General features: G+C 71.4%; 21 protein-coding genes. 18 read left to right on the top strand and 3 right to left on the bottom strand.

From position 1 onward, the window contains the following. Positions 1-167 precede the first annotated feature (167 nt). Both ACSC1Q_RS01815 and ACSC1Q_RS01810 read right to left on the bottom strand, forming a co-directional pair. A complete protein-coding gene (locus ACSC1Q_RS01815; protein ID WP_436756859.1) occupies positions 168-932 on the bottom strand; it encodes an amino acid ABC transporter ATP-binding protein in 765 nt (254 codons plus the stop codon). After that, positions 929-2083: an amino acid ABC transporter permease gene (locus ACSC1Q_RS01810; RefSeq protein WP_436756858.1), complete on the bottom strand. Its 1155-nt coding sequence runs from the start codon at positions 2081-2083 to the stop codon at positions 929-931. The genes ACSC1Q_RS01815 and ACSC1Q_RS01810 overlap by 4 nt, the downstream gene beginning before the upstream one ends. Positions 2084-2492: 409 nt before the next feature. Here ACSC1Q_RS01810 and ppk2 point away from each other — a divergent pair, with 409 nt between their 5' ends. The 14 genes from ppk2 to ACSC1Q_RS01740 all read left to right on the top strand — a co-directional run bounded on the left by ppk2 (position 2493) and on the right by ACSC1Q_RS01740 (position 14584). Further along, positions 2493-3449, top strand: a complete 957-nt coding sequence (gene ppk2 / locus ACSC1Q_RS01805) for a polyphosphate kinase 2 (protein WP_436756857.1) — start codon at positions 2493-2495, stop codon at positions 3447-3449. A 90-nt stretch (positions 3450-3539) separates the two neighbouring features. Then, positions 3540-3887, top strand: coding sequence for a phosphoribosyl-AMP cyclohydrolase (gene hisI, locus ACSC1Q_RS01800; RefSeq protein ID WP_344743796.1), 348 nt, complete (start codon positions 3540-3542; stop codon positions 3885-3887). Further along, positions 3884-4486 carry a Trp biosynthesis-associated membrane protein gene (locus ACSC1Q_RS01795; protein ID WP_436756856.1) on the top strand — a complete coding sequence of 201 codons (603 nt, stop codon included), beginning with the start codon at positions 3884-3886 and terminating at the stop codon, positions 4484-4486. Before hisI ends, ACSC1Q_RS01795 begins: the two co-directional genes overlap by 4 nt. A 165-nt stretch (positions 4487-4651) precedes the next feature. After that, a complete protein-coding gene (locus ACSC1Q_RS01790) occupies positions 4652-5074 on the top strand; it encodes a DUF4190 domain-containing protein (RefSeq protein ID WP_436756855.1) in 423 nt (140 codons plus the stop codon). Between the two features lie 197 nt (positions 5075-5271). Next, positions 5272-5715, top strand: coding sequence for a DUF2752 domain-containing protein (locus ACSC1Q_RS01785; RefSeq protein ID WP_436756854.1), 444 nt, complete (start codon positions 5272-5274; stop codon positions 5713-5715). 170 nt (positions 5716-5885) lie between these two features. Further along, positions 5886-6695: an indole-3-glycerol phosphate synthase TrpC gene (trpC, locus tag ACSC1Q_RS01780; protein ID WP_436756853.1), complete on the top strand. Its 810-nt coding sequence runs from the start codon at positions 5886-5888 to the stop codon at positions 6693-6695. A 27-nt stretch (positions 6696-6722) separates the two neighbouring features. Then, on the top strand, positions 6723-7943 hold the full coding sequence (gene trpB, locus ACSC1Q_RS01775; protein ID WP_436757232.1) for a tryptophan synthase subunit beta: 1221 nt from the start codon (positions 6723-6725) through the stop codon (positions 7941-7943). 58 nt (positions 7944-8001) lie between these two features. Further along, on the top strand, positions 8002-8796 hold the full coding sequence (trpA, locus tag ACSC1Q_RS01770; RefSeq protein WP_436756852.1) for a tryptophan synthase subunit alpha: 795 nt from the start codon (positions 8002-8004) through the stop codon (positions 8794-8796). Between the two features lie 235 nt (positions 8797-9031). Then, entirely contained in the window at positions 9032-9568 is a 537-nt protein-coding gene (locus ACSC1Q_RS01765; RefSeq protein WP_350967184.1) for a MauE/DoxX family redox-associated membrane protein, read from the top strand. 86 nt (positions 9569-9654) lie between these two features. After that, a complete protein-coding gene (locus ACSC1Q_RS01760; RefSeq protein ID WP_436756851.1) occupies positions 9655-10332 on the top strand; it encodes a DsbA family protein in 678 nt (225 codons plus the stop codon). A 26-nt stretch (positions 10333-10358) separates the two neighbouring features. Then, entirely contained in the window at positions 10359-11924 is a 1566-nt protein-coding gene (gene lgt / locus ACSC1Q_RS01755) for a prolipoprotein diacylglyceryl transferase (RefSeq protein WP_436756850.1), read from the top strand. A gap of 151 nt (positions 11925-12075) precedes the next feature. Further along, the gene (locus ACSC1Q_RS01750; RefSeq protein ID WP_436756849.1) at positions 12076-12795 is read left to right on the top strand and encodes a VIT1/CCC1 transporter family protein; all 720 of its coding nucleotides are present in this window, start codon (positions 12076-12078) and stop codon (positions 12793-12795) included. Further along, positions 12792-13649 (top strand): hypothetical protein, encoded by an 858-nt coding sequence (locus ACSC1Q_RS01745; RefSeq protein ID WP_436756848.1) that lies wholly within the window; start codon positions 12792-12794, stop codon positions 13647-13649. Before ACSC1Q_RS01750 ends, ACSC1Q_RS01745 begins: the two co-directional genes overlap by 4 nt. Positions 13650-13969: 320 nt before the next feature. Next, a complete protein-coding gene (locus ACSC1Q_RS01740; protein WP_436756847.1) occupies positions 13970-14584 on the top strand; it encodes a hypothetical protein in 615 nt (204 codons plus the stop codon). Here ACSC1Q_RS01740 and ACSC1Q_RS01735 read toward each other — a convergent pair. Further along, positions 14559-16556 carry a bis-aminopropyl spermidine synthase family protein gene (locus ACSC1Q_RS01735; protein WP_436756846.1) on the bottom strand — a complete coding sequence of 666 codons (1998 nt, stop codon included), beginning with the start codon at positions 16554-16556 and terminating at the stop codon, positions 14559-14561. The two genes, ACSC1Q_RS01740 and ACSC1Q_RS01735, sit on opposite strands and share 26 nt — an antisense overlap. Before the next feature lie 199 nt (positions 16557-16755). Between ACSC1Q_RS01735 and gltB the strand changes: the two genes are divergently transcribed. The 4 genes from gltB (at position 16756) to ACSC1Q_RS01715 (ending at position 26051) form a co-directional block, all read left to right on the top strand. Next, positions 16756-21261: a glutamate synthase large subunit gene (gene gltB, locus ACSC1Q_RS01730; protein WP_436756845.1), complete on the top strand. Its 4506-nt coding sequence runs from the start codon at positions 16756-16758 to the stop codon at positions 21259-21261. A gap of 127 nt (positions 21262-21388) precedes the next feature. Then, the gene (locus ACSC1Q_RS01725) at positions 21389-22867 is read left to right on the top strand and encodes a glutamate synthase subunit beta (protein ID WP_436756844.1); all 1479 of its coding nucleotides are present in this window, start codon (positions 21389-21391) and stop codon (positions 22865-22867) included. Between the two features lie 418 nt (positions 22868-23285). Further along, complete coding sequence (locus ACSC1Q_RS01720; RefSeq protein ID WP_436756843.1) at positions 23286-23471, top strand: hypothetical protein; 186 nt, start codon at positions 23286-23288, stop codon at positions 23469-23471. 651 nt (positions 23472-24122) lie between these two features. After that, positions 24123-26051 (top strand): S8 family peptidase, encoded by a 1929-nt coding sequence (locus ACSC1Q_RS01715; protein WP_436756842.1) that lies wholly within the window; start codon positions 24123-24125, stop codon positions 26049-26051. The last annotated feature ends 1 nt before the right edge of the window (position 26052 follow it).

The following is a 26052-nucleotide window of genomic DNA, read 5'->3' as shown; positions in this document are numbered from 1 at the left end:
GGTGGGTGAGTCGGTGGGTGGGTGGATGGGTGGCGCCGGGAGGTTCGCGGGGTCTTCGAGGGTTTTCGCGCAGGGTCGTTCCGCGGGAGGGCTCCGTGAGAGGTCTTCGCAAAAGGCTCTGCGGGAGGGCTCCGCGAGGGGGTTCGTGAGAGGGGTTTCGCGGGGGGTCAGAGGACCTTGCTGAGGAAGAGGCGGGTGCGCTCGTGCCGGGGGGCGTCCAGCACCTCGGCGGGAGTGCCCCGCTCGACGATCCGGCCCTCGTCCATGAAGACCACCGTGTCGGCGGCCTCGCGGGCGAAGCCGACCTCGTGTGTGACGACGATCATGGTGGTCCCGCTCCCGGCGAGGCCCTTGACCACGTCGAGCACCTCGCCGACGAGCTCGGGATCCAGCGCGGACGTCGGCTCGTCGAAGAGGATGACCTTGGGCTCCAGGGCCAGGGCGCGGGCGATGGCCACCCGCTGCTGCTGCCCGCCGGAGAGCTTGCGGGGGTAGGAGCGCGCCTTGTCGGAGAGCCCGACCCGCTCCAGCAGCCGGGTCGCCAGCGCGTCCACCTCCGCCTTCGGCCTGCGCTGGGCCGACCGGGGCGCCTCGGTGACGTTCTGGTGCACGGTCAGGTGCGGGAAGAGGTTGAAGCTCTGGAAGACGAAGCCGATCTTGGTCCGCTGCCGGAGGATCTCGCGTTCTGGCAGCTCGTACAGCTTGTCGCCGGACCTGCGGTAGCCGACCAGCTCGCCGTCGACGCTGACCGAGCCGCTGTCCACCTTCTCCAGGTGGTTGACGGTACGGAGGAGCGTGGACTTTCCCGACCCCGACGGGCCCAGGATCACGGTGACCTCGCCCGGGGCGACCCGCAGGTCCACCCCGCGCAGCACCTCCAGCGACCCGAAGCTCTTGTGCACGCTCCGCAGCTCGACCATCGCGGTGCTCATGCCCGGCCCTTCCCGTAGTGCCGCTCGATGTAGTGCTGCGCGATGGACATCACGGAGGTCATGACGAGGTACCAGATGGTCGCCACCAGCAGCAGGGCGATCACCCTGCCGTTGCGGTTGTAGATCACCTGGACCTGGTAGAAGAGCTCGGGCAGCGCCATGATGTAGACGACCGAGGTGCCCTTGACCAGGCCGATGATCTCGTTGCCCGCGGTCGGCACGATCGATCTCATGGCCTGCGGCAGGACGATCCGGAACAGCTGCCTGCTCTTGGGGATGCCCAGCGCCGCGGCCGCCTCCCGCTGGCCGTGGTCCACCGAGAGCAGCCCGGCCCGGACGATCTCCGCCGCGTAGGCGGCCTGGTGCAGGGCGAGGCCCAGCGCGGCGGCGGTGACCGGGCCGATCAGGTCCATCGTCCCGACGTCGAAGAACGCCGGGCCGAACGGCACGCCGAAGGAGAGCCTCGGGTACAGCAACGCCAGGTTGTACCAGAACAGCAGCTGCAGGATCAGCGGCACCGACCTGAACAGGGCGATATAGCTCCAGGCGACCGAGTTGAGCAGCGGATTCCCCGACAGCCGCATGAGCGCCAGGACCGTGCCGAGCAGGAAGCCGAAGACGATTCCCAGCGCGGTCAGCTCCAGGGTGAACACGACCGACCGCAGCACGGAGGGCGCGAACAGATACTCCCCGACCACCTCCCACTCCCAGGCCGGGTTGGTGACCAGGGCGCTGGTCGCCATGGCCAGCAGCACCGCGACACCCAGGGCCGCCACCCACCGCCCGGGGTGACGGGTGGTGACCACCTTCAACGGGCGCTCGTCGGCCGCCGCGTGATCCTGGTCGCCAGGGGGTCCGCCCGCGGGGGGAGTGGCGGCCAGGATCACGCGGGGCCCGGGAGCGGTCCCGGCGGACCTGCCGGAGACGGAGGCGGACGCGGGGACGAGACGGGCCCGGTTCCACGCGTACCCGCGGGCCCCGTTCACCCGGCGGCCCGTCACCGGGGGCGGTGCCTTCGCGGAGGCCGGGGAGGCCGCGGGGGTCACGGGAGTCGCGAGGGCCGCGGGGGCCGCGGGGGCAGTGGGGACCGTGGAGGCCGCGGGGGGATCGTGCGTGTCACCGCCGTCGGCGCCTGAGAATTCGACGGGCATGGTTGAGGCCTTCCTGGCTGGTCGTACCGGGCTGAAAGTGGTGCGGGGCGCGCTTCGCCGACGGAGCGTCGGAAGGTCGGCGGAGCGCCGGAGGAGCGGCGGTGACGCGGGTCAGCGACGACAGGAGAGGGGGCGGGGGCGGCGTGGGGCGACGTGCTCGCCCGCCACCGGCTGGAACTCTGGGCGCACGGCATCACTTCAACACACGTTCACAATCCCGTCAAGACCTACTTGTTTAGTAGGTTTTTGGTCGAGGTGGATCGCCCCGAGTTTCCGAGACGGTCACCTCGAATTTTTCAGATGGATCATTTCAAGGCGGAAAGGGACGCCCGGGGAAGGATTAGCCTGCTCAGGGCGAGGTAGAGGCAGGGCGGAGGCGGGCCCCACGCCCGCCCTAGGGAAGGGACCGATGGCAGAGTTGGTTGGCGGAGAGATCTCGGACGGCCAGTTCCCCGTGGTGGACGTCCACGCGGCGATAGACCGCAGCGACCTGCTCGACGAGCTGACCGATCTGCGGGTCAACGACGATGACGACGACGATCCCGTACTGATCCGCAAGGACGGCAGCCCGGTCGACACCTGGCGGGAGAAGTATCCCTACGGTGAGCGGATGGACCGGGCGGAGTACGACCGGCTCAAGCGGCTGCTCCAGATCGAGCTGCTCAAGCTCCAGTACTGGATCAAGGACACCGGCGGGCGCGTGGTCGTCCTCTTCGAGGGACGCGACGCCGCCGGCAAGGGCGGCACGATCAAGCGCTTCATGGAGCACCTCAACCCCCGGGGCGCGAACGTGGTGGCGCTGGAGAAGCCGAGCGAGCGCGAGAGCACCCAGTGGTACTTCCAGCGCTACATCTCCCACCTGCCCGCCGCCGGGGAGATGGTCTTCTTCGACCGCTCCTGGTACAACCGCGCGGGGGTCGAGCGGGTGATGCGCTTCTGCACCCCCGAGGAATACCTGGAGTTCCTGGAGCAGGCCCCCGAGTTCGAGCGGATGCTCGTCCGCGACGGCATCCACCTGGTGAAGTTCTGGTTCTCGGTCTCGCGGACCGAGCAGCGCACCCGGTTCGTGATCCGCCAGGTCGACCCGGTGCGGCAGTGGAAGCTGTCGCCGATGGATCTGGAGTCGCTCGACAAGTGGGAGGACTACACCGCCGCCAAGGAGGACATGTTCGTCAACACCGACACGGAGGAGGCGCCGTGGACGGTGATCAAGAGCAATGACAAGAAGCGGGCCAGGATCGAGGCGATGCGCCACGTCCTGAGCCTGTTCGAGTACGACAACAAGGACCACGAGATCGTCGGCACCCCCGACCCCAGGATCGTCGTCCACGCCGCCGACGTGCTCGACGACGACCGCAGCCGCTGAGCCGCCGCGGGGCCGCCGCCGGGGGGCGTTCCCGGGGGCGTGGCGAAGGCCGGACGCGACCCCTCCCCCCGGTTGCGGCACAATTGCCGCATGTCCCTTGACCTCGCCATCGCGGCCCGGCTGAAGCGCACCGCCGACGGGCTGGTGCCCGCCGTCGTCCAGCAGTACGACACCGGCGAGGTGCTCATGCTCGCCTGGATGGACGACGAGGCCCTGCACCGCACGCTCACCACCGGCAGGGCCACCTACTGGTCGCGCAGCCGCGGGGCCTACTGGGTGAAGGGCGACACCTCCGGCCACGTGCAGCACGTCAAGTCCGCCGCGCTCGACTGCGACGGCGACACAATCCTGCTCAAGGTCGACCAGGTGGGCGCCGCCTGCCACACCGGCGACCGGACCTGCTTCGACGCCGACGAGCTGACGGTGACCCGGGCGTGACCGCCAGGCGGGAACCGTGGACCTGGCTGGCGGTGTGCGTGGCGGGCGCCGCCCTGGTGCTCCTCGCCGCCGGGCGCGACTGGTTCACCGTGACGTACGACACCCGCGAGGTGGCGGTCTCCGCCGCCGAACTGGTCCCCGCGCTCGGCCCCGCAGCCTGGGCGGCGCTCGCCGCGGTGGTCGCCGTCCTCGCCACGGGAGGGGTGTGGCGCGGGCTCGTGGGAGCGGTGCTGGCGCTCGGCGGGGCCGGGATGATCGCCGGTTCCTGGTGGGGCGGCGGCGCGGACGCCGCGCTGCGGATCGCCGCCGACCAGGCGCCGATGACCGCCGGCGCCGCCCCGCAGGTAGCGCCGGCCGTCGTCTGGCCGGTCCTCGCCTCCGCCGGAGGGCTCCTGCTGCTGGCCGGAGGCGTGGCGGCGATCCTGCGCGGCGGGCGCTGGCCGGGCATGTCCGGCCGGTACGACCGGCAGGGGGCCGGTCCCACCGGCGCCGCGAACCGTCCCGCGCCCACCCGGAGCGCCCCCAGCGAGCGGGCGCTGTGGGACGCCATCGACGAGGGCACCGACCCGACGGCCGACCCGGACCTCCGCGAGCGCTGACCCCCGGTGAGCGCCGGCCTCCGGTAAGGCGCCGAGCGCGCCGAGGGGTGTGCGCTTTCGGCTACGACTTGCTCACAACGCGCTCACAAGCGTGAACGGATCCTCTCCTTCTGGGAGCATTTTCGCTAGGATTTCGCCCGCAACTCGGATAATTGGGGGTCATTCATGAGCTATGGCAATCACTCGGATGGCTATGGCCAGCCCCCGGGAAACGGTGGCCACGGCTCCCCGGGTGGCTACGATCCATCCGGCGGTTACGGCTCACCCGGCGGTTACGGCGCCAAAGGGTACGGCGGCTACGACCCCTACAGGGGCTACGGCGCGCCGCCGCCCACCAGGGGCAACAACGGCATGGCCGTCGCCGCGCTGATCATGGGCATCGCGGGGTTGTTCCTCTGCGGCCTCACCTCGATCGTGGGCGTGGTGCTCGGCCACATCTCGATGGGACAGATCAGGCGGACGGGCGAGGAGGGCCGGAGCATGGCCATCGCGGGCCTGGTCCTGTCCTACTTCGGCGTCCTGTGCTGGCTGGGCGTGGCCCTGCTGATCTGGCTGATCGGCGTCGGCACCTTCGCGGTGTCGGCCTGAACCCCTGACGCCGGTCCACGACCGGCACCGAATTCCGTTTCCGCCGAGGGGTCCGTGACCGCTCCCTCGCGGGCCCGCGACTCCCTCGAAGGCCCGCGACCGGAAGCCCGGTGGCGCGACGGCCCGGTGGCGCGGCGGCGGCGTGAGTAAGGTGGCCGGTGAGGCTCCGGACCACCGGCGAGGGATGCTGACGAGCCATGACGACGGGGAAGACCGAGGGTTCGCGCGGGTCGCGTACGACGGCCGTGCTGGCGCCGCTCGGCGTCGCGCTGGCGGCGGGCGCGGCGGTGGCGTTCGTGGGGGCGGTGGACCCCAACGAGCCCGGCCACTACCCGACCTGCCCGTTCCTCATGCTCACCGGCCTCTACTGCCCCGGCTGCGGCGGCCTGCGGACGGTGTACGCGCTCGTCCACGGGGATCCCGTGACGGCCCTGGGGCTCAACCCGTTCGTCGCGCTCCTGATCCCGGTGCTGGTCGCGCTCTGGGGCCGGTGGGTGCTGCGTGCCTGGTCGGGCGGCGAATCCGGGGGCGCGCCCATGGGAAAATCGATACACCCGGCGTACGTGTGGTTATTGCTCGCTTTGATGGCCGTGTTCTGGATAGTACGAAATCTTCCTTTTGGGGAATTCCTGGCCCCATAGTCACCGATAGGTCTCACCCCGTGGCGGAGCGACCCCGGCAGGGCCGATAGCATCGGCGGGACAAGGGCAGTCGATTCGGGAGGGGCCTAACTCGTGAGCGAGCGGAGCGAGCGAACCACGGATACGGCGGCGTTCGCGAACCCGGCCCCGGAGCTTCGCGAGGAGGGCAAGTGAGCGTGCTCGAGGAGATCCTCGAAGGAGTCCGCGCCGATCTGGCCGAGCGGCAGGAGAGGGTGACGCTGGCCGAGCTCAAGGAGCGGGCCGGACGGGCGCCCGCCCCCCGCGACGCGTACGCGGCGCTGGGCGGCGACCAGGTGGCGGTCATCGCCGAGGTCAAGCGCTCCAGCCCGTCCAAGGGCGCCCTGGCCGCGATCGCCGACCCCGCCGCGCTGGCGGGTGACTACGAGTCGGGCGGTGCCCACGTCATCAGCGTGCTCACCGAGCGGCGGCGCTTCGGCGGCAGCCTCGACGACCTGGCCGCCGTGCGCGCCGTCGTCGACATCCCGGTGCTGCGCAAGGACTTCATCGTCACCTCGTACCAGCTCTGGGAGGCCCGCGCCTACGGTGCCGACCTGGCGCTGCTGATCGTCGCGGCGCTCGACCAGAACGCGCTGGTCTCGCTGATCGAGCGGGCCGAGTCGATCGGGCTGGCCCCGCTGGTCGAGGTGCACACCGAGGAGGAGCTCGACCGGGCGCTCGCCGCCGGAGCCAAGATCATCGGTATCAACGCACGAAACCTCAAGACCCTTGAGGTCGACCGCGAGGTGTTCGCCAAGCTGGCTCCCGAGATCCCCGACGGCGTCATCAAGATCGCCGAGTCGGGCGTGCGCGGTCCCCACGACCTGCTCGCCTACGCCAGGGCGGGCGCCGACGCCGTCCTGGTCGGCGAGAGCCTGGTGACCGGCAAGGACCCGCGGGCCGCCGTGGTCGACCTGGTCACCGCCGGTGCCCACCCAGCATCCCGACCCGAGGGGCAGTAAGCAGTGACAACGCACGACGGAACCGTCATCACCACCGCCGACCTCGCGGGGAACGCCGCCCACGGCAACGATCCCGACATCAACGGCAAGTTCGGCGTCTTCGGCGGACGCTACGTGCCCGAGGCGCTCATCCCGGCGCTGGACGAGGTCGCGGCGGAGTACGACAAGGCGAAGAACGACGAGGCGTTCCTGCGGGAGTTCGACCACCTGCTGCGCACCTACGCCGGGCGGCCGACCACGCTGACCGACGTCCCCCGCTTCGCCGAGCAGGCGGGCGGCGCCAGGATCGTCCTCAAGCGCGAGGACCTGACCCACACCGGCGCCCACAAGATCAACAATGTGCTCGGCCAGGCCCTGCTGACCAAGCGTCTGGGCAAGACACGGGTGATCGCCGAGACCGGTGCCGGCCAGCACGGCGTCGCCACCGCGACCGCCGCCGCCCTGATGGGCCTGGAGTGCGTGATCTACATGGGGGCCGTCGACTGCGAGCGCCAGGCGCTCAACGTCGCCCGCATGAAGCTGCTCGGCGCCACCGTCGTCCCGGTCACCAACGGCAGCCAGACCCTCAAGGACGCCATCAACGAGGCGTTCCGCGACTGGGTCGCCAACGTCGACCGTACGCACTACCTCTTCGGCACCATCGCGGGCCCGCACCCGTTCCCGGAGATCGTCCGCGACTTCGCCCGGATCATCGGCGTCGAGGCCCGCCGCCAGATGCTGGAGCTCACCGGGAAGCTGCCCGACGCGGTCGCCGCCGCCGTCGGCGGTGGATCGAACGCCATCGGCATCTTCCACGCCTTCCTCGACGACAAGGACGTCCGGCTGCACGGCTACGAGGCCGGCGGCCGGGGCCTGGAGAGCGGCGAGCACGCCCTCACCCTCACCGAGGGCTCCATCGGCGTGCTGCACGGCTCGCGCACCTACGTGCTGCAGGACGACGAGGGCCAGACGATCGAGTCGCACTCGATCTCGGCCGGGCTCGACTATCCCGGCGTCGGCCCCGAGCACGCCTGGCTCAAGGACAGCGGCCGCGCCACCTACCACGGCATCACCGACGCCGAGGCTATGGAGGCCTTCGCGCTGCTCGCCCGCACCGAGGGCATCATCCCCGCGATCGAGTCCTCGCACGCGCTCGCCGGGGCCCTCAAGCTCGGTCGCGAGATGGGTCCCGAGGCGACGATCCTGGTCAACCTCTCGGGCCGGGGCGACAAGGACATGGGCACCGCGATGAAGTACTTCAACCTCTGACGATCGACTTGCTTCCCCTCCGGCGGCCCGGAGGGGACGAACCGCAACGGAAGTAACGATGACGACTCTCCAGACGGTGTTCGCCAAGGCGAAGGCGGACGACCGCGCCGCCCTCATCGGATACCTGCCCGCCGGGTTCCCCAGCAAGGACGGTGCGATCGCCGTCGCCACCGCCATGGTGGAGGCGGGCTGCGACGTGATCGAGATCGGCCTCCCCTACTCGGACCCCCTCATGGACGGCCCGACGATCCAGGACGCCGTCCACCGGGCGCTGACCAACGGCACCCGCATCGCCGACGTGCTGCGCACGGTCGAGGGCGTGGCCGCCACCGGTGCCGCCACCCTGGTCATGACGTACTGGAACCCGATCGACCGCTACGGCCCCGACCGCTTCGCCAGGGACCTGGCGAACGCGGGCGGGGTGGGCACCATCACCCCCGACCTCACCCCCGAGGAGGCCGGCCCCTGGCGCGAGGCCAGCGCCTCGGCCGGGATCGACACGGTCTTCCTGGTGGCGCCGAGCTCCACCGAGGCCCGCATCAAGGCCGTCGCCGACAGCTGCACCGGCTTCGTCTACGCGGCGTCGCTGATGGGCGTCACCGGTGCCCGCGCGTCGGTCGGCGAGGCCGCGCAGGGCCTGGTCGAGCGCACCCGCCCGCACACCTCCCTGCCGGTGTGCGTCGGCCTGGGCGTCGGCACCGGCCGCCAGGCCGCCGAGGTCGCCGGCTACGCCGACGGCGTCATCGTGGGGTCGGCGTTCATCCGCCGCGTCCTGGACGCCCCCGACGAGAACTCGGGTCTCGCGGCCGTCCGCGAGCTGGGCGCCGAGCTGGCGGCGGGCGTCCGGGGCTGATCCCGCCGGTCCGGGACCGATCCGGACCGAGGACCCGCCCGGGTGAGATCCCTCCCACGGAGGGGGCGCACCCGGGTTCATGCCTGTCGGACAGGCTTATTCGACGCTTATCCAGCCCGTGATGAGGTTTCCTTCGGATACCTTGCGTTCGCCGGAGACGTCCGCGCCCAGGGCCTGGAATAGGAGAATGGTGCCCGTGACCTCTGATAACCCCGCGCCCAATAGGTCGCGTATCGTGATTTCGGCGCTACCCTGGGTAACGACCGTCTCGCGGCTGGTGCTGGCGGGCGTGCTGATCGTCGCGGGTTGGGGCAAGATCGGCACCCCGGTGCTCTCGGTTCAGGCGGTCGAGGCATATGAACTGCTCCCTGAATCGCTCGCCACGGCGGTCGGCTACGGCCTGCCGATCCTGGAGATCGTCGTGGGGGTGTTGCTGGTCGTCGGGCTGCTCACCCGGGCGGCGGGTGTCATCTCGGCACTGCTCATGCTGGCGTTCGTCATCGGGATCGCCTCGGCGTGGGCGCGCGGGCTGCGCATCGACTGCGGCTGCTTCGGCGGCGGCGGTCAGCTGGCGGCCGGGGTGGAGCCCGACTATCTCATCGACATCCTGCGTGACCTCGGTCTCTTCGGGCTCGGCGTGCTCGTCGCCTGGTTCCCTCCGGGCCGCTTCGCGCTGGACTCCGCCCTGGGGCTCACCCCGGGGCGGGAGCCGTACGACGACCCCGACGACGGCGACGACGAGGAGGAGCACCAGGAGAAGGAGACTGACTGATGGGCAAGGCCGCGCGGGAGCAGTCGGCGCGTGATCGGATCAAGGCACAGCGCGAAGAGCAGATGGTGAAGGAGAGGCGTAAGCGTATGGCGACCATCGGAACGGTCGCCGTCGTCGCGATCGCCGCAGTCGGGGCGGGTTGGTGGTTCGCCGCCCAGAGCAGCAGGTCGGAGGAGGCCGGCGCCTCGCTCGCACCGGTCACCGTCGCGTCGGACGGTTCGGTGGTCATGGCCAAGGCGGGCGTGGAGAAGCCGGTCCTGGACGTCTTCGAGGACTTCCAGTGCCCCGCCTGCGAGGCGCTGGAGAGGACCAGCGGCGCCACGATCAAGAACCTGGCGGCCGAGGGCAGGGCCAAGGTGGTCTACCACCCGATCACGATCTTCTCGGAACAGACCAACAAGGGCATCACCCGGGGCAACTCCGTCCGCGCGGGGGCGGCCTCCCGCTGCATCCCCGGCGGCGCCCCCTGGAGCAGGTTCCACGACAAGCTGTTCGAGGAGCAGCCGTCGGAGACCGCGGAGGGCTTCGCGATCCCCGACCTGATCGCCTGGGGCAAGGACGCCGGGGTGACCGACCCCGCCTTCGAGAAGTGCGTGACCAGCCAGGAGAAGGCGTCCGCGCACCTCGCCTACAGCACCGAGGTCCTCAAGAGCCAGAAGCTCACGGGCACCCCGACGCTGAAACTCAACGGCACCGAGGTGGACACCGCGGTGGCTTTCAAACCGGCCGAGCTACGCCAGGCCGTTCTTGATGCCGCCAAGTAGCGCGCGACACGGTAACGTCACCTGACATGCCCCTCGCCTCGATTCCCAGCCCCTCCCAGGGGGTCTGGCATCTCTTCGGCGTGGTCCCCATCCGGGCCTACGCACTGTGCATCGTGCTCGGCGTCGTCGTCGCGGTCGCCATCGGCGAGCGCCGCTGGCGCGCCCGCGGCGGTGTCCCTGGAACGATCGTGGATCTCGCCGTCTGGGCCGTGCCGTTCGGCCTGGTCGGTGGTCGCCTCTACCACGTCATCACCGACTGGCAGCTCTACTTCGGGCCGGACGCGCCCAACGAGCCGATCGAGGCGCTGTTCATCTGGAACGGCGGCCTGGGCATCTGGGGCGCCGTCGCGCTCGGCGGTGTGGGCGTCTGGCTGGGCTGCCGCGGCCGGGGCATCTCCCTGACCGCGGTGGCCGACACCGTGGCTCCCGGCATCGCGGTGGCCCAGGCCATCGGCCGCTGGGGAAACTACTTCAACCAGGAGCTGTTCGGCAGCCCCACCGACCTGCCGTGGGGCCTGGAGATCGACCCCGACCGGCCGGGCACGGTGCCGGGCGAGGACACCTACCACCCCGCGTTCCTGTACGAGTCGATCTGGGACCTGGGCCTGGCGCTGGTCCTCATCTGGATCGGCCGCAAGCTCGTGCTCCGCCACGGCCGCCTGTTCGCGCTCTACGTCGCCGGCTACACCGTGGGCCGCTTCTGGATCGAGGGCCTGCGGGTCGACACCGCCCACCACATCCTCGGCCTGCGGCTCAACCAGTGGACCTCGATCATCCTGTTCATCGGGGCGATGGCCTACTTCTGGTACACCAGGAACAAGACCACCGAGGAGCGGGTCGTCTCGGCGACCGACCCCGACGGCCTCGTGGACGGGGCCACAGTTCCCGGGGACGAGGAGAGCGCTGACCCTTCTTCGGAGAAGAAGGACGGGGAAGCCGCCGCACCGGCCACGGCCCTGGCCGCGTCGGGTGTGGGGGACGGCGCGGGGGATCCCGTCGATCCGGCCCACCCGTCCGACCAGGCCGACCAGACGGAGAACGACGGCGAGACCGGGCGGGACGCCGAGCCGCGCCCCACCTCGGCGACGCTCGCGGCCGAGGGCTCGGGCACGGCCGGAGACCCGGCCGATCCGGCCCGTCCGACGGCCGTGGGCTCGGTCGACCCGGCCCACCCGTCGGACCAGGCCGAGCCGGTGGAGGGCGACCCTGCCGGAGGGGAGCCCGCCAGGACGGTTCCGGTCGCCGCCGCCCCGGCCGAGATCACCTCGGAGAGCACCGCACGGGACGGTGTCCCCTCAGGCGAGGCCGTCCCGGACGGCACCGCCACGGACGGCACCGTCCGGGACGGCGAGGTCGTCTCCGGTGGCGCCACCGTTCCTGACAGCTCCGCCGTCCCGGACAGTGACAAGGCCGCCGTCCCGGACAGTGACAAGGCCGCCGTCCCGGACAGTGACAAGGCCGCCGTCCCGGACAGTGACAGTGCCGCCGTCCCGGGCGGGGCCGCTTCGGGTGCGGAGAGAGGTGATCTCCGCGAGGAGGTCGCGCCGAAGGCGCCGAAGGGCGTTCCCGAAGGCGAGAAAGAACGACGTTGACGTTCTTCCCACGGTCGAGGCCCCGGGGCCCCGGACGCGCGGCCGGATCGTCCGGCACACCGGCGTGTCCCCTCCCCGGGGCCGAGACCGGCGGCTCGCCGTCTCCCTCGGGCACTGATTCCCCGGGGTCTCGTCGCGTCGAAGGACCGGCGTGAGCTCGGACGCCTCCGGGGGGCGTGCCGAGATGCACCACCGGCATCGCGACGTCAACGGCGGCTGGCTGCGGCCGTCGGTGTTCGGCGCGATGGACGGCCTCGTCTCCAACTTCGCCCTGATCGCCGGTGTCGCCGGCGGCGCCGCGAGCACCAGGGTCATCCTGCTGGCCGGCATCGCCGGGCTGGCCGCGGGCGCGTTCTCCATGGCCGGAGGCGAGTACGTCTCGGTGGCCAGCCAGCGGGAGCTCGCCCTGGCGGAGATCGACGTCGAGCGGCGCGAGCTCGAACGCCACCCCGAGGCCGAGCTGGAGGAGCTCGCCAAGCTCTACGAGGAGCGGGGCGTCGATCCCGCGGTGGCGGCCGAGGTGGCCAGGCAGATCTCGATGGACTCCGAAAGGGCCCTGGAGGTGCACACCGAGGCCGAACTCGGCGTCACCTTCCGTGACCTGCCCTCGCCCAGGATCGCCGCGATCTCCTCGTTCCTGTCGTTCGGCGTGGGCGCGCTCCTGCCCCTCCTGCCGTACCTGCTCGGCGTCACCAGCCTGGTGGCCTCCGCGGTGATCTCCTGCGTGGCGCTGTTCGGCGCGGGCGCGCTGGTCTCCCGGGTCACCGCGCGCAGCTGGTGGTACAGCGGGCTGCGCCAGCTCGTCGTCGGCGCGGTCGCCGCCGGCCTCACCTTCGCCCTGGGCACCTTCCTGGGAGGAACCGCACTGTGACCCCGCCACCCCCGACCTCGGCCCCGTCCCCGCCCTCGCCGGCCCCCGGGCGCAAGCGTCGCCGTACCTCCGGCAAGGCGCAGACCTGGAGCATCCCCCAGCTGGAGGAGTGGGGGCTGACCCGGACCCAGCAGCGGCTGGTGCTGGTGTTCGGCTCGCTGGCGGGCGTGCTGGCCGCGGCGCTCGCCCTCACCCTGGCGATCTCCGCGATCGGCAACGACTTCGTGCCCGAGCGGGCCACCGCCTCGGTCATCGGCACCGAACCCCGGCCGGACGTCTACAAGGGATGGCCCTCCTCCAAGGTGTTCGCGCCGATCGCGGAGAGCAAGGCCGACCCCAAACCGCTGACGGCCAAGGACCTCTTCGCCAAGACCCTCAAGGAGGGCAGGATCACGCTGAGGCTGGCGGGCACCCCCCGGCTGGAGACCGACTGCGTGGCGGCGATCTGGGGTCAGGGGCTCGCCGACCTGCTCACCCAGGGAGGATGCACCCAGGTGGCCAGGGGCCTGTACACCAGCGCCGACGGCCGTTACATCGCCCAGTACACCATGTTCAACCTCCGCGACACGGCCTCCGCCGACACGCTGGCGAACACGCTGACCACCCTGCACCGGGGCGGCTGGGTCCGGCCGGTGGAGACGCCCAGGGCGGCCTTCCCCGCCGGTGGCCACACCGAGGCCAGCGGTCACGCCATGGGGCACTACGCGGGCCTGGTCTGGCTCGGGAGGGCCGACGGGGCGGAGCCGGGACCGAGGGACGACTTCGTCTCGCTCTCCCTGACGCTCCGCGCCACGGAAAAGGCGATCTTCCGCCGCATCGTCGCCGCCTCCCCGGCGCCCGCCCCGGCCCAGTAGTTCCCGTACGCCGGGACGCTCTCCGGACCTTCCCCGCCGGGTTCCGCCGGACCGGTACTGTCCGGCCACCCCGGCTGCGGGGCCACGAACCGTGAGCCGTGTCTTGCCGCCGGGTCCGCCGGGTCGGCGTTATCCGGTTACATCCGCCTGTGGGGTGGGGCTCGAACCATGAGCCCTGTCTCGTCGGCGGGGTTCGCCGAGTCGCCGGTGTCCGGCCACCTCCGCCCGTGGGGCGGGGCCACGATGTGTGAGCCGCTGATTTCGGTCGGGAATCGTGGTTCCTCAGGGACCGGTGGGATGTCGAAGTAAGCTTTTTCCTCATGCGCAAGTGGATCATCATCGTCGTGCTGGCCGGGGTCGCCGGGCTGGGAGCCTTCCTGTGGCTGGGCGACGCGCCCGCCCCGCGTGCCGCCGTCCTGCGCGCGGAGCCCGGTACGGCCCACTACGCGCCCATCGCGACCCGTGCCCTCGATCCCCAGCCGCTCACCGTCGCCGAGATGTTCCCCGGCCCCTCGGTGTCGGCGGGCACGACCAGGCTCGCGCTCAGGAACACCGAGACCCTCGCCGACTGCGTCGAAGCGGCCTGGGGGAGCGCGGAGGAGGCGCTCGGCGGGTGCACGCAGGTGCTGCGGGCCCGTTACGAGACCGAGGACGGAGCGGTCTCCGGCCAGTTCCTGATCTTCAACCTCGCCGACTCCGCCGCCGCCGACAGGCTGGTGGCGGCGCTCAAGGCCGGCGGCTTCGTCCGGCCCGCCCCCGGCACGCCCGACGGCTTCGACGGCTCGCGCAGCTGGGCCCAGGTCCGTGGCCTCGGGCACTACGTCACGGTGAGCTGGGTCGCCCCCGTCGTGCCGGGGAGCAAGGTGGATCTCACCTACCCGCAGGTCGCGGTGGACGGTCTCGGCCTGGTCATCCAGCGCCGGCTGGTGCGCTGAGGGAGCTCTCCACCGCGGCCCGCAGCTCCAGCAGCCGGTGGGCGGGCAGTTCGAGGACGGTGACGTCGCCCGCCCACGGGGCCACGGCGGCGACGATCGCCCTGGCCTGTTTCTTCGTCAGGTCGCCCCGCACCCTGATCAGGGCCTCGCGCCAGGTGTTGGCGAGCTTGCCGTGCGCGTTGTCCAGGACGCGACGCAGGATCCTGGCCGCGTCGCCCGTCTCGCCGGCGTTCCCGATGGGTGGCGCCACCCGTACGGCGCGGACGGACGCGCCCTCGGCGGTGAGCTCGTAGACGGGGGCGAGCAGGTCGGCGGGGAGGTCCTTCGGGGCCGCTGCCAGCGTGACCCGGACCTCGGCGGCGCGGGTGGCGAGCAGCAGCCGGGGCAGCGCGGCCTCCAGACCGGCGGGTACGGAGATCGCCACCCTGGCCGGGTCGCTGGCGTAGGGCTTGGCCAGCCAGGTCGCCAGCCGCGCCCTGGGGGCCTTGGGCAGCACGTCGCGGGGCCAGTCGCCCACCAGCACCTCCGGGACGAACCCGTCGCCCGGGTCCGTGGCCGGGGCGGCGGAGGGAGGCGCCGACTCCACGGACTGCGGGCCCTGCGTGTAGATGGCGGTGCCGGCCGCCTCGGCGCGGGCGGCCGCGGCGGGCCAGGTCCTCGTCGTGGGCCGCAGGACGTACAGGTCGGCAGCCGAACCGATGGCCTCGGCGCCGAAGTAGCGGTTGAAGCCGGGATAGATCGCCTCGTTGACGAGGTTGAGCTGCGACAGGGCCTGCTGCACCTTGAGCGCGAGCGCGGGGGTGCGCTCGCTGGCGCCGTACGCCAGCATGATCCGGCCCTGCTCGCGGTCGCGCAGCCCCTCCGCGCAGCGGGCGACGAACAGCCCGACGCCCTCGGGGGTGTACGGGGGGTCGGTGATCGCCAGGTCGGCCCAGGCGTGCGCGGAGGCGGGCAGCCCCAGGCGCAGGTCGGCCCAGCGGGTCCGTACGGCCAGGCCGAGCCGGTCGGCCTGCCCGGCGATGTAGGCGAGGATGCGCTCGTCGACGTCGACGACGGTCACCTCGACGCCCGGGTGCAGCAGCGCGGTGGCGAGCGAGGTCAGGTCGTGGTCGCCCACGCACAGCAGCCTGGCGCCGTCCAGCCAGAACCGGGCGTCCAGCAGCAGCGCCCGCCTGACCACGGTCTCGCCGGTCGCGGCGACGTGGTCCAGCGTGTGGCGGCCCCGGGGCGCCTTGGCGATCAGCTCGTCCATGCGCGCGACCAGGTCCGCGTGATCGGGAAGCAGGTGGGCCACGGGGTCCGCGGGGGCGAGGGTCCTCGCCCCGGATCGGGCCGGGGCGGAGCCGGTCGCCGCCGGTCCGGGTGGTGTGGAACCGGTCACTCCCGGGCCGGGCGTCGTGAGGCCGGTCGCTCCCGAGCCGGTCGTTCCTGAGGCGGCCGTTGTGGGGCCGGTCACTCCCGGGCCGGTCACTCCCGGGTCGGCAGCTTCCGGGGCGGCCGGTGTGGGGCCGGTCGCTCTCGGTCCGGACGGTTTCGAGGCCCTCTCCGCCCGTCCGGCAGGATCCTGACTGGCAGGATGCTGCCGGGCAGGGGCCCGTTCGGTAAGGGCTTGCCTGGCAGGATCCTGCCAGGTCGGAGCCAGCCAGGCGGGCGGGGCCGGGAGCCTGAACCGGTCGCCGGATCGCTCCAGCTCCGCGTCCACCTCGCGCAGTAGCGCCTCGATGGTCCGCCGTGAGGTCGCGGTCTCCCTGACGAGGTCGGCGAGCGTCCACCAGCGGCCGCCACCCAGGATGACCAGCGCGTTTCGCAACCGCCTGCCGTCGACGCCCGCCCGCGCGACGAGCGCCTCGGCCCCGGTTCCCCCGGAAACCTCGGGTGCGCCAGGCCGCCCCGACGCGCCCGAGATGTCCGGAGTGCTGGTATTTGTCAGACCGATGGGGCCATCCGGGCCGGTGGGGTCGCTCGGTTCCATTGGGCCACCATAGGGCCCGGACCTGGAATGTTGCGCCACCGTAATGTGTTAAACGAACCGGGCGAACCGGCACTAATTCGGCGCGATCTCACCGGGTAGGTAGGTATCCGACAGGGTACGGTAATCTCTACCCACCACGCAGCAGGGCCAACGTCGTCCCTTGCTTGTTCGAAAGAAGCAAGACGACGGGAGGGATTCAATGCCTGCTGCCCACCTCGGCTTTCCCGAGCCCCAGGGCCTGTACCACCCCTCACATGAGCACGACGCCTGCGGTGTCGCCATGGTCGCCGATGTCGCCGGTCGCCGTAGCCACGACATCGTCGCGAAGGCATTGACCGCGCTGTGCAATCTCGACCACCGGGGAGCCCAGGGTAGCGAACCGGACACCGGCGACGGGGCCGGGATCCTGACGCAGATCCCCGACGCCTTCTTCCGCGTGGTGGCGGACCTCCCCCTGCCCGCGGCCGGTTCCTACGCCGCCGGGATGGCCTTCCTGCCCGCCGAGGCGCAGGCCCGCGAGGCCGCCGTACGGCTGATCGAGGAGATCGCCGCCGAGGAGGGCCTCACGGTCCTCGGCTGGCGCGACGTCCCGACCACCCCCGACCTCCCCGGGCCGAGCGCCCGCGCGGTGATGCCGTTCTTCGCCCAGCTGTTCGTGGCGTCCCCGGACGGCGAGAGCGGCCTGGAGCTGGACCGGATGGCCTTCTGCCTGCGCAAGCGGGCCGAGCACGAGGCGAACGTCTACTTCCCCTCGCTGAGCTCCCGGACCATCGTCTACAAGGGCATGCTCACCCCGCTGCAGGTCGAGCAGTTCTTCCCCGACCTGAGCGACGAGCGCTACGAGAGCGCGATCTCGCTGGTCCACTCGCGTTTCTCCACCAACACCTTCCCCTCGTGGCCGCTGGCGCACCCGTACCGCTACGTCGCCCACAACGGTGAGATCAACACGGTCAAGGGCAACCGCAACTGGATGCGCGCCCGCGAGGCGATGCTGAAGACGGCGAACCTGCCGGGCGACCTGTCGCGGCTCTTCCCGATCTGCGACCCGGCCGGTTCCGACACCGCCTCCTTCGACGAGACGCTGGAGCTCATCCACCTCGCGGGACGCAGCCTGCCGCACGCGGTGCTGATGATGATCCCCGAGGCGTGGGAGAGCCACACCGAGATGGACCCCGCGCGGCGGGCGTTCTACGAGTTCCACTCCACGATGATGGAGGCCTGGGACGGCCCGGCCTCGATCACCTTCTCCGACGGCACCCTCGTCGGCGCGGTGCTCGACCGCAACGGCCTGCGCCCCGGCCGGTTCTGGGTGACCGCCGACGGCCTGGTCGTGCTCGCCTCCGAGGCGGGCGTGCTGGACATCGCCCCCGAGGACGTGGTCCGCAAGGGCCGCCTGCAGCCCGGCAAGATGTTCCTGATCGACACCGAGCTCGGCAAGATCATCGAAGACGACGAGATCAAGGCCGAGCTGGCCGCCGAGCTGCCGTACGCGGACTGGCTGCACGCCGGGCTGGTCCGCTTCGAGGAGCTGCCCTCCCGCTCGCGCGAGGCCCTGTCGCACGAGACGCTGATCAAGCGGCAGCAGACCTTCGGCTACACCGAGGAGGAGCTGCGGATCATCCTGGGCCCGATGGCGAGGGCGGGCATCGAGCCGATCGGCTCGATGGGCACCGACACCCCGGTCGCGGTGCTCAGCGAGAAGCCCCGGCTGCTGTTCGACTACTTCAGCCAGCTGTTCGCGCAGGTCACCAACCCGCCGCTGGACGCGATCCGCGAGGAGCTCGTCACCTCCCTGGCCAGCACCATCGGCCCCGAGGGCAACCTGCTCGACCCGGGCCCGGCCTCCTGCCGCCAGCTGGTGCTGCCCTACCCGGTGCTCGACAACGACGAGCTCGCCAAGATCATCCACATCAACGACGAGGGCGCGCTGCCGGGCTTCCACCCGCACGTGGTCTCCGGCCTGTACGAGGTCGCGGGCGGCGGCGAGGCGCTGCTGCGCCGCATCCAGGAGATCCGCGCCGAGGTCTCCTCGGTGATCGAGGGCGGGGCGCGGATCATCGTGCTGTCCGACCGGGGCTCCTCCGCGACCCTGGCGCCGATCCCCTCGCTGCTGCTCACCGGTGCCGTCCACCACCACCTGATCGCCGAGAAGACCCGCACCAAGATCGGTCTGGTCGTCGAGACCGGCGAGGCGCGCGAGGCGCACCACATGGCGCTCCTCGTCGGCTACGGGGCGGGCGCGGTCAACCCGTACCTCGCCATCGAGACCGTCGAGGACATGGTCGACTCCGGCGCCCTGAAGGCCGACCGGCACAGGGCCGTGCGCAACCTCATCAAGGCGTACGGCAAGGGCGTGCTGAAGGTCATGTCCAAGATGGGGGTGTCCACGGTCGCCTCCTACACCGGGGCGCAGATCTTCGAGGCGCTCGGCCTGAGCCAGGAGGTCGTGGACGCCTGCTTCACCGGGACCACGTCCCGCCTGGGCGGCGTCGGCTTCGACGTCCTGGCCGAGGAGGCGGCGCAGCGTCACCTGCGCGCGTACCCCCGGGCCGAGAACGCCCACCGCCGCCTTGAGGTCGGCGGCGAGTACCAGTGGCGCCGCGAGGGCGAGCCGCACCTGTTCAACCCCGAGACCGTCTTCAAGCTGCAGCACGCCACCCGCTCGCGCCGCTACGAGATCTTCAAGGAGTACACCGGCCTGGTGGACTCCCAGGCGGAGAAGCTGATGACGCTGCGCGGCATGTTCAAGCTGCGCGAGGGCGTCCGCGAGCCGGTGCCGATCGACGAGGTCGAGCCGGTCGGCGAGATCGTCAAGCGCTTCTCCACCGGCGCGATGTCGTACGGCTCCATCTCGATGGAGGCGCACGAGACGCTCGCCATCGCGATGAACCGGCTGGGCGGCAAGTCCAACACCGGTGAGGGCGGCGAGGACCCCGAGAGGCTGCACGACCCGGCCCGCCGCTCGGCGATCAAGCAGGTCGCCTCCGGCCGGTTCGGCGTGACCTCCGAGTACCTGGTCAACGCCGACGACGTGCAGATCAAGATGGCCCAGGGCGCCAAGCCCGGCGAGGGCGGCCAGCTGCCCGGCCACAAGGTCTACCCGTGGATCGCGAAGACCCGGCACTCCACCCCGGGCGTCGGCCTCATCTCGCCGCCGCCGCACCACGACATCTACTCGATCGAGGACCTCGCCCAGCTCATCCACGACCTGAAGAACGCGAACCCGGCCGCCCGGGTGCACGTCAAGCTCGTGGCCGAGGTCGGGGTCGGCACGGTCGCGGCGGGCGTGTCCAAGGCCCACGCGGACGTCGTGCTCATCTCCGGCCACGACGGCGGCACCGGCGCGTCCCCGCTCACCTCGCTCAAGCACGCGGGCTCCCCCTGGGAGCTCGGCCTGGCCGAGACCCAGCAGACGCTGCTGCTCAACGGCCTGCGCGACCGGATCGTCGTGCAGGTGGACGGCCAGCTCAAGACCGGCCGCGACGTGGTCATCGCCGCGCTGCTCGGCGCCGAGGAGTACGGCTTCGCCACGGCCCCGCTGGTCGTCTCCGGCTGCGTGATGATGCGCGTCTGTCACCTGGACACCTGTCCGGTCGGCGTCGCCACCCAGAACCCGGAGCTGCGCAAGCGGTTCACCGGCAAGCCCGAGTTCGTGGTCAACTTCTTCGAGTTCGTCGCCCAGGAGATCCGCGAGTATCTCGCCGCGCTGGGCTTCCGCAGCATCGAGGAGGCCGTCGGCCACGCCGAGCTGCTGGACACCACCCCGGCCGAGAACCACTGGAAGGCCTCGGGCCTGGACCTGGCGCCGATCCTGCACCAGCCCGAGCTGCCCGCGGGCGCCTCGCTCCGCCGTACGGTGGAGCAGGACCACGGGCTGGCCAAGGCGCTGGACAACACGCTGATCCAGCTCGCCGAGGGCGCGCTCAAGGGCGGCTCCAGGGTCACGCTCGACCTGCCCATCCGCAACGTCAACCGCACGGTCGGCACCATGCTCGGCCACGAGGTGACCAAGCGGTACGGCGGCGCCGGGCTGCCCGACAACACCATCGACGTGCGCTTCACCGGTTCGGCGGGCAACTCCTTCGGGGCCTTCCTGCCCAGGGGGATCACCCTGCGGCTCACCGGCGACGCCAACGACTACGTGGGCAAGGGCCTGTCCGGCGGCCGGATCTCGGTCCAGCCGCACGACGCGGCCCCGCTGGACGGGCACATCATCGCCGGGAACGTCGGCCTGTACGGCGCGACCTCCGGTGAGGCCTTCATCCGCGGCGTCGTGGGGGAGCGGTTCTGCGTCCGCAACTCCGGGGCCACCGCGGTGGTCGAGGGTGTCGGCGACCACGGCTGCGAGTACATGACCGGCGGCAAGGTAGTCGTCCTCGGCCCGACCGGCCGCAACTTCGCGGCGGGCATGTCGGGCGGCGTCGCCTACCTGCTCGACCTCGACGCCGAGCGGGTCAACCGCGAGATGGTCGAGATCGAGGCGCTGGCCGAGGCCGAGTCCGAGGCGCTGCGCGAGATCGTCGAGGCCCACCTGACCGAGACCGGCTCCACGGTCGCCAAGGCGGTCCTCGCCGACTGGGACCCGTCCCGGTTCGGCAAGATCATGCCGACGGACTACAAGCGGGTCCTGCGGGCCGCCGAGTCGGCCCGGCTGGAGGGCCGCGACATCGACGAGGCCGTCATGACCGCCGCGGTCCAGGGGTGAGGCCGATGTCCTTCTCCACGCCGACGACCGTTCGTGTCGCCCATGTTTCCCCGCTGTTCCCGGGTCTCCGGGCTTGCCAGGCTTTTCACGGATTTCACGGATTTCACGGATAAGGGAGGTACGACCGATGGCTGACCCCAAGGGTTTCCTCGCTCACGGACGCGAGCTGCCGGCGCGCCGCCCGGTGGACGTGCGCATCCGCGACTGGCGGGAGGTCTACGAGGACTTCCCCAAGCCCGCGCTGACCAAGCAGGCCGCGCGGTGCATGGACTGCGGCATCCCGTTCTGCCACAACGGCTGCCCGCTGGGCAACCTGATCCCCGAGTGGAACGACCTGGTCTACCGGGACGACTGGCAGGAGGCCATCGAGCGCCTGCACGCCACCAACAACTTCCCGGAGTTCACCGGCCGCCTGTGCCCGGCTCCGTGCGAGGCGGCGTGCGTGCTCGGCATCAACTCCGACCCGGTCGCGATCAAGCGGGTCGAGGTCGAGATCATCGACCGTGCCTTCGAGGAGGGCTGGGTCACCCCCCAGATCCCCGCCTCGAAGACCGGCAAGAGGGTCGCGGTCGTCGGCTCCGGGCCCGCGGGCCTGGCCGCCGCGCAGCAGCTCACCAGGGCCGGGCACGACGTGGTCGTGTTCGAGCGGGCCGACCGGATCGGCGGCCTGCTCCGCTACGGCATCCCCGAGTTCAAGATGGAGAAGCGGCACATCGACCGCCGTCTCGACCAGATGCGGGCCGAGGGCACCGAGTTCCGTACCGGCGTCAACGTCGGCGTGGACATCACGGCGGCGCAACTGCGCGAGGAGTTCGACGCGATCGTCCTGGCCGGGGGCGCGACCCAGTGGCGGGACCTGCCCGTCGCCGGGCGCGACCTCAAGGGCATCTACCAGGCGATGGAGTTCCTGCCGCCCTCCAACAAGGTCCAGGAGGGCGACTTCCCGGTCTCGCCGATCAGCGCCGAGGGCAAGCACGTCGTCGTGATCGGCGGCGGCGACACCGGCGCCGACTGCATCGGCACCGCGATCCGGCAGGGGGCCGCCTCGGTCACCCAGCTGGAGATCATGCCCCAGCCCCCGGCGGCCCGTCCCGGCAGCCAGCCGTGGCCCACGTTCCCCATCCTGTTCAAGATGGAGAGCGCCCACGAGGAGCTGGCCGACGGCGGCGGCGACCGGGTCTACGCGGTCTCCACCACCGAGTTCGCCGGCGACGCCGACGGCAACGTCCGGGCGCTGCGCCTGGTCGAGGTGGAGGGTCCCGGGGCCGGGTTCAAGCCGGTGCCCGGCTCGGAGCGGGAGATCCCGGCCGAGCTGGTCACGCTGTCGATGGGCTTCGTGGGCCCGGAGAAGAAGGGCCTGCTGGAGGAGCTCGCCGAGGTCGCCGGAGGCGAGTTCTTCGACGCCAGGGGCAACGTCGCCAGGGACAGGGGCTACATGTCCTCGGTGGACGGCGTCTTCGTCGCCGGGGACGTGGGCCGGGGCCAGTCGCTGATCGTGTGGGCGATCGCCGAGGGCCGCTCGGCCGCCTCGGCCGCCGACCGCTACCTCACGGGCCGGACGGCCCTGCCGGTGGCGATCCCGCCGACGGCACGGCCCCTGGTCTAGCGCCTGTACGGACCTGTGCCGCCGCGCCGACACGAGATCGTGACGCGACACCCGGCGTGAGACAGCTCCGCAAGGCAGCGCCGGGGAGAACCGGGGTGTGACGTCTCGCTTCGTCGTCACACCCCTGGTTCAGGACGGGGTCACCTCATCCTCCTTCCGGCGACTCGGCTACGGGTCCGGCGGTCACGAGTGGTTCAGCGGCGATCGCCCGGGACATCATCGCCTTCCAGACCCTCGCGAAGAGGCCGAAGCAGCTCGTCGTCGGCATGGGCGACTCCTTCGGCCCGAGGATGGATTTCGCGTTCGTGGCACTTTCCGGCACGGCCGGTCGGTATGCGGGTGGGGTGAACGATGGACGATGACGCGAAGGTCCCGGAGATCGACGGGAGACTGCGCGGATGCCTGCGCCGAGATGTCCGTGTTCTCGTTGACGCGGACCTCCACGACCCTCGTCGTGTCGATGGACGCCTCCTCCAAGCGGGGGACGCTGTTCGGGGTGAGCCCGTTCGTCCGCTGCCACACGGTGTCGTTCGCCATGATCCATTCCGCCCGCCCGCGCTATTCGATCGAGCCGCTTCCCGGCTGCGCGTACGAGGTCGACTGAGACCGGTCCGGTCGCCGTGGAGTCCGCGCTGACCGGATAGCTGACCGGATAGAGGTCCACCCGCTCGTGTGCGGCGGCCTCGAAGTCGTATTCACCGGGCGCCGACTACAGACGGGTCCACCCGCTCGTGTGCGGCGGCTTCGCCGATCATGGCCTCCTCCGGTTCCGGAAGACGCGTGCCCGCCCGCGACCCGGGCCTGATGATCGCGGGCGGCGACCCGGCTGCCCCTCCCTGTCGCAACGCCGGGCGGTTCCCGGTCCCAGCGGCCGTCGATCTTGGATGCGCCGCTTGGGAGCGCTGGCAGATATGTCATGACCAGTCAGGATGTGTCATGGTTGATTGGTGCACACCCGGACCGGTTCCTGCATGTCGGGGCCGGCTCGTGGGTGTCATGGCCGACCCGGCCAGGCCGGGAGGTCCTGCGGGAACACGGCGGGAAACGGCGGGAAACGGCGGGAAAATGGCGGATCCGGGCACGTCACGGCCCCTCCGGGTGCGGTGTCGCCCATCACGCCCGGAAATCGTGCGGCGTGCCGGGTGTCTTACCGGCTGCTTCAGGTAAAAATGCGCAGAGCGGGTGTTCGGATTGCTTTGTCGTACATATGCCTGAAAGATAATTCTTTCTTGGTCAGGCCAGGTGCGGAGGATCGATGAATCGCGGGATCAGAAGCCTGACGGGCACGGCGACGGTGCTCGCCCTGGCGGCGACCCTCACGGCGGGGGCCCTGGGCGGCGGGGCCACGACAGGCGCGGGCCAGACCCGCGAGTACCTGGTCTTCTACGCCGATGGAGCCCGCGACCGGGCGATCGACGCGATCGCCGCGAGCGGCGGCACCGCCCTGTCGACCGACACCAGGATCGGCTACGTCCTCGCCGAGGGTCCCGGCTCCCGCTTCGTGGAGAGCCTGGCCGGAAGCGACGCCGTCGAGGGAGTCTCCTCCGACCGCAGGATCGGCTCCGCCGCCGCGATCACCCCCGCGACCGCGGCCTCCGCGGCCAGGACGTCCGGCACGGGGACCAGCGCCTTGACCTCAGCCTCCGCTGCTAAGGCGTCCAGCAGCGCGACCGCGGCCTCCGCGGCCAAGGCGTCCGGCACGGGGAGCATCACCGAGACCAGTGCCGCGACCGCAGCCGTCCCGGCGGCCAGGACGCCCGGCGCCGAGGCCGTTTCCGAAGCCGTTCCCGCGGCCGCCTCCCAGGCCAGGACCCCGCTCGTCTTCCCCTCCGCCGACGCCCTCGGGCGGGCGGGCACCCCCAGCGCCCCCGGCACCCCCGCCGCCTCCACCGGTGCGCCCGAGCCGCTGGCCGGACGGCAGTGGGACATGAAGATGATCGGCGCCACCGTGGACGGCTCCTACGCCGCCGAGCCCGGGGACAAGCGGGTGCTGGTCGGCGTGATCGACACAGGTATCGACGGCAAGCACCCCGATATCGCCCCCAACTTCAACCGCGCCCTGAGCCGCAACTTCGTGACCGACCGGCCCAAGGACCCCAACGGCAAGACCCTCGACGGGCCCTGCGAGTTCAAGAGCTGCAAGGACCCGGCCGACTGGGACGACGACGGCCACGGCACCCACGTGGCCAGCACCATCGCCTCACCGATCAACGGCGTGGGCATCGCCGGGGTCGCCCCCCAGGTGTCCCTGGTGAACCTGCGCGCGGGCCAGGACTCCGGCCTGTTCTTCCTCAAGCCCAGCATCGAGGCGCTCACCTACGCCGCCGACGCCGGGATCGACGTGGTCAACATGAGCTTCTACGTCGACCCCTGGCTGTTCAACTGCAGGGCCAACCCCGCCGACTCCAAGGCCGAGCAACTGGAGCAGCGCGGCATCATCACCGGCATGCAGCGCGCCCTCGACTACGCCCGCAAGCGCGGCGTCACCCTCATCAGCGCCATCGGCAACGGCTCCACCGACCTCGGCAGGCCCACCAAGGACGCGACCAGCCCCGACTACCCCAAGGACGCCGAGCGCACCCGCAAGGTCGACAACTCCTGCCTCAACGTCCCGGCCGAGTCCAAGGGCGTCATCTCGGTCACCTCGGTGGGCCAGAGCGGGCGCAAGGCCTACTACTCCGACTACGGGGTCGAGCAGGCCGATCTGGCGGCCCCCGGCGGGGACGAGTTCGACGGCGGCGGCACGTACGACACCACCAGGGGCATCCTCGCCGCCGCGCCGGAGAACGCGCTCAAGGCCAAGGGGCAGATCTCCGCCGACGGCACGCCGAAGTCCGACTCGATCATCCGGGACTGCGAGGGCGGCACCTGCGCCTACTACCAGTATCTCGTCGGCACCTCCATGGCCGCCCCGCACGCCACCGGCGTCGCCGCCATCCTGATCAGCCGCTTCGGCAAGCCGGGCAAGGGCGGTCTCGCGCTGCCCGCCGCGGACGTCCAGCGCCTGCTGTACTCCACCGCCACCGAGAGGGCCTGCCCCTCGCCGCGCGAGTACGCCTACAAGATCGACCTCGTGGTGGACGAGGTCCACAAGTGCGAGGGTCCCAAGACGCGCAACGGCTTCTACGGCCGAGGTGTCGTCAGCGCCGCCAACGCCGCCAAGGCCACGGTCTCCACTCCCTGAT

Origin of the sequence: Streptosporangium heterodermiicola, assembly GCF_051390675.1 — a bacterium.
GTDB lineage: Bacteria > Actinomycetota > Actinomycetes > Streptosporangiales > Streptosporangiaceae > Streptosporangium.
The sequence above is the reverse complement of the archived record's forward strand: the minus strand, read 5'-3'. Positions and strand labels throughout refer to the sequence as shown.